This is a genomic window from Novosphingobium sp. 11B (assembly GCF_054589055.1).
Window position 1 is genome coordinate 1 of sequence record NZ_BAAILP010000192.1, and the last position, 3,384, is coordinate 3,384.

Sequence of the window (3,384 nt, forward strand, 5' to 3'; positions counted from 1 at the left end):
AGCGAAGGCTGGGACCGTTATGACCATGTTGCACCCTTTCAGCAGACCCTTTCCAGCTTCATCCCGGCCTCGCCGAGAGGTTGCGACATGACGAGAGCGGTCCCAGCCTTCGCTGGGATGACGATCTGATTTTAGATCGACCGTTCCCCAACCAAAACAGACCTCCAACTCCGCTCAGCCTGAGCTTGTCGAAGGCCCCGAGGCCTGGCGCCACGCTTCCCATGCTTCGACAGCCTCGGCATGAGCGGCATAAGGCCGGCCAGCTCCCGCCTGCATACAAACGAAAACGGCCTCCCGGTTTCCCGGAAGACCGCTCTCGGTGAAGCCTTGGCGCCTTACTGGCAGGCCCCGCTCACTGGCAGGCCAGGCACTCGTCGTAGTCGGTCGAGCCGCCGCTGGCAGCCAGTTCGAACTTGGGCAGTTCGCTGGTGTTGTCGGCTTCTACGCCGCCCGCGAAACCGGCGCGCTGCACCGACTTCGAGCGCAGGTAGTAAAGCGACTTGATGCCCTTTTCCCACGCCTGGAAGTGGAGCATCATCAGATCCCACTTGTCGACGTCGGCCGGGATGAACAGGTTCAGCGACTGCGCCTGGTCGATGTAAGGCGTACGGTCAGCCGCGAATTCGAGCAGCCAGCGCTGGTCGATCTCGAAGCTGGTCTTGTAGACCGCCTTCTCGTCGGCCGAGAGGAAGTCGAGGTGCTGGACCGAGCCGTTCTGCTCGAGGATCGAATTCCACACGTTGTTGGAATCCTTGGACTTCGAGGCCAGCAGCTTCTGCAGGTAGGGGTTCTTCACCACGAAGCTGCCCGAGAGCGTCTTGTGGGTGTAGATGTTCGCCGGGATCGGCTCGATGCAGGCCGAGGTGCCGCCGCAGATGATCGAGATCGACGCGGTCGGCGCGATCGCCATCTTGCAGCTGAAACGCTCCATCACGCCCTGGTCGGCGGCGTCGAGGCACGGTCCGCGCTCCTTGGCGAGCATCATCGAGGCTTCGTTGGCCTTGGCGTTGATGTGCTGGAACATCTGCAGGTTCAGCGCCTTGGCCATCGCGCTTTCGAAGCCGATGCCCTTCTTCTGCAGGTACGAGTGGAAGCCCATCACGCCCATGCCGACCGAACGCTCGCGCTCCGCCGAGTAGCGGGCGCGGGCCATTTCGTCCGGCGCGCGGTCGATGTAATCCTGCAGGACGTTGTCGAGGAAGCGCAGCACGTCCTCGATGAAGCGCTTGTCACCCTTCCACTCTTCCCAAGTCTCGATGTTGAGCGAGGAAAGGCAGCACACCGCTGTACGGTCGTTACCGAGGTGGTCACGGCCGGTGGGCAGAGTGATTTCCGAGCACAGGTTCGAGGTCGAGACCTTGAGGCCGAGATCGCGGTGATGCTTGGGCATCATGCGGTTAACGGTGTCGGAGAACACGAGGTAGGGCTCGCCGGTGGCAAGGCGCACTTCGACCAGCTTCTGGAACAGCGAGCGGGCGTGGACCTTGCCGCGCACCGAGCCGTCCTTGGGGCTGCGCAGGGCGAAGTCGGTGCCGTCGCGCACGGCTTCCATGAACTCGTCGGTCAGCAGCACGCCGTGGTGCAGGTTGAGCGCCTTGCGGTTGAAGTCGCCGGAGGTCTTGCGGATCTCCAGGAACTCCTCGATCTCGGGGTGCGAGACGTCGAGGTAGCAGGCGGCCGAACCGCGGCGCAGCGAGCCCTGCGAAATCGCGAGGGTCAGCGAATCCATCACGCGCACGAAGGGGATGATGCCGCTGGTCTTGCCATTCAGGCCGACCGGCTCGCCGATGCCGCGCACGTTGCCCCAGTAAGTGCCGATGCCGCCACCGCGCGAGGCGAGCCAGACGTTCTCGTTCCAGGTGGCGACGATGCCTTCAAGGCTGTCCTCGACCGAGTTGAGGTAGCACGAGATCGGCAACCCGCGCCCGGTGCCGCCGTTCGACAGCACGGGGGTGGCGGGCATGAACCACAGGCGCGAGATGTAGTCGTAGAGACGCTGTGCGTGCTCCTGGTCGTCCGCATAGGCATCGGCCACGCGGGCGAAGAGGTCCTGATACTTCTCGCCGGGAAGCAGGTAGCGGTCGTCGAGCGTTTCCTTGCCGAAGTCGGTCAGGAGCGCATCGCGCGACGCATCGGTGACGATGGTGAAGCGGCGATCGTGGATCGTCTTGGAATCGACGGCCTTCTTCTTCGTCTTCGGCGCCTCGACCACCAGATCGGCGGCCAAAGTATCGGTCTTGTCCATGGCCACGGCCGAGGCTTCCTTTTTCATCGCCGCTTCGGAGACATGCCCGGCAAGGAGCGACTCCATATCGACTTGCGCGGGATCCGCGTAGCTCACATCCGAATCAGACACGTGTCCGTCGCTTCCATTCCTGAAGTCCACTGGTGCGCCCCCAATGTATCGTCAAAACCTGTCATCGAACCGCCACGGGGGCGATCCAAACTGCTTTCGGCGGCCGAGCAGGCCGGCACCGAGTCGAAGGGCGCTCAAGAACGTCCCATCTATCAGAACCAGCACAAAAAGAGAACGACATTCCCTGCCAGACCACCGGCGCGCCGGTTCGAGAAGTCTGGTCCCAAGTTCCCTGAAGGGCTCCGCACGGGCCTTTCGGCTTATGCGCTGTATCCCTAGGTATTGAGGCCTCTCGATCGGCGCGACACAACCTATAGTGCCCTTTCCAGCGAGAGGTTCAAGAGGGGGGCTGCAAACGGCACCGATCCGCGCATTCGTCACGAGGCTGTCATCGCCCTGCCGCGACGCGCCGAATTTCCGTTGTCTTCCAGAAGCGCAACCCTTTGAATCGGCCCTCACCTCCGAAATTTTTCCACATAAATCACCGGTGAGACGAATCGGGCGTGCGACGAACCGAGGCGGTCAAGACCCGGCGCGACGCTTTTCCCCGGCAGGCCCATCGGCTTTCGTCGAGATGCGTCGGTCGCTTGACGAGGACCTGCAACCACTGGCCTCCTCGCCGCTTATCAGCGTGAATGCGAAAGCGCTGCGGCGCGAAGGGGAGTCATACGGTACATGTTCAACATCATCGGCGCCATCATCAGCGGCCTCGTCATTGGCGCGCTGGCCCGGTTCTTCTATCCGGGTGCAGTGCCCATGGGCTGGATCGCGACGATCCTGCTGGGCGTCGGCGGCTCGCTGCTGGCGGGGCTGGTGACCAGCCGCGGGCGCGGCGATTTCAGCCGCGCCGGATGCCTGGCCTCGGTGATCGGCGCGATCGTGCTGATCTTCCTCGGGCGGGTGCTGCATATCGGGTAAAGGTACGGCCCACCCCGTCCGGCTAGGCAGCAAGCTGCCAAGCCTACCGGCCCTCCCGCAAGCGGGAGGGCTATTACCTTACCTTGCTCCCCTCCCGCTTGCGGGAGGGG

General features: G+C 63.3%; 2 protein-coding genes. One reads left to right on the forward strand and one right to left on the reverse strand.

The window, feature by feature from the left end:
- Nucleotides 1-352: 352 nt before the first annotated feature.
- Nucleotides 353-2,311 carry a ribonucleoside-diphosphate reductase subunit alpha gene (locus ACYPYD_RS17330; RefSeq protein WP_236727469.1) on the reverse strand — a complete coding sequence of 653 codons (1,959 nt, stop codon included), beginning with the start codon at nucleotides 2,309-2,311 and terminating at the stop codon, nucleotides 353-355.
- Nucleotides 2,312-3,031: 720 nt separating this feature from the next.
- Between ACYPYD_RS17330 and ACYPYD_RS17335 the strand changes: the two genes are divergently transcribed.
- On the forward strand, nucleotides 3,032-3,274 hold the full coding sequence (locus ACYPYD_RS17335) for a GlsB/YeaQ/YmgE family stress response membrane protein (RefSeq protein ID WP_008831211.1): 243 nt from the start codon (nucleotides 3,032-3,034) through the stop codon (nucleotides 3,272-3,274).
- Nucleotides 3,275-3,384 lie beyond the last annotated feature (110 nt).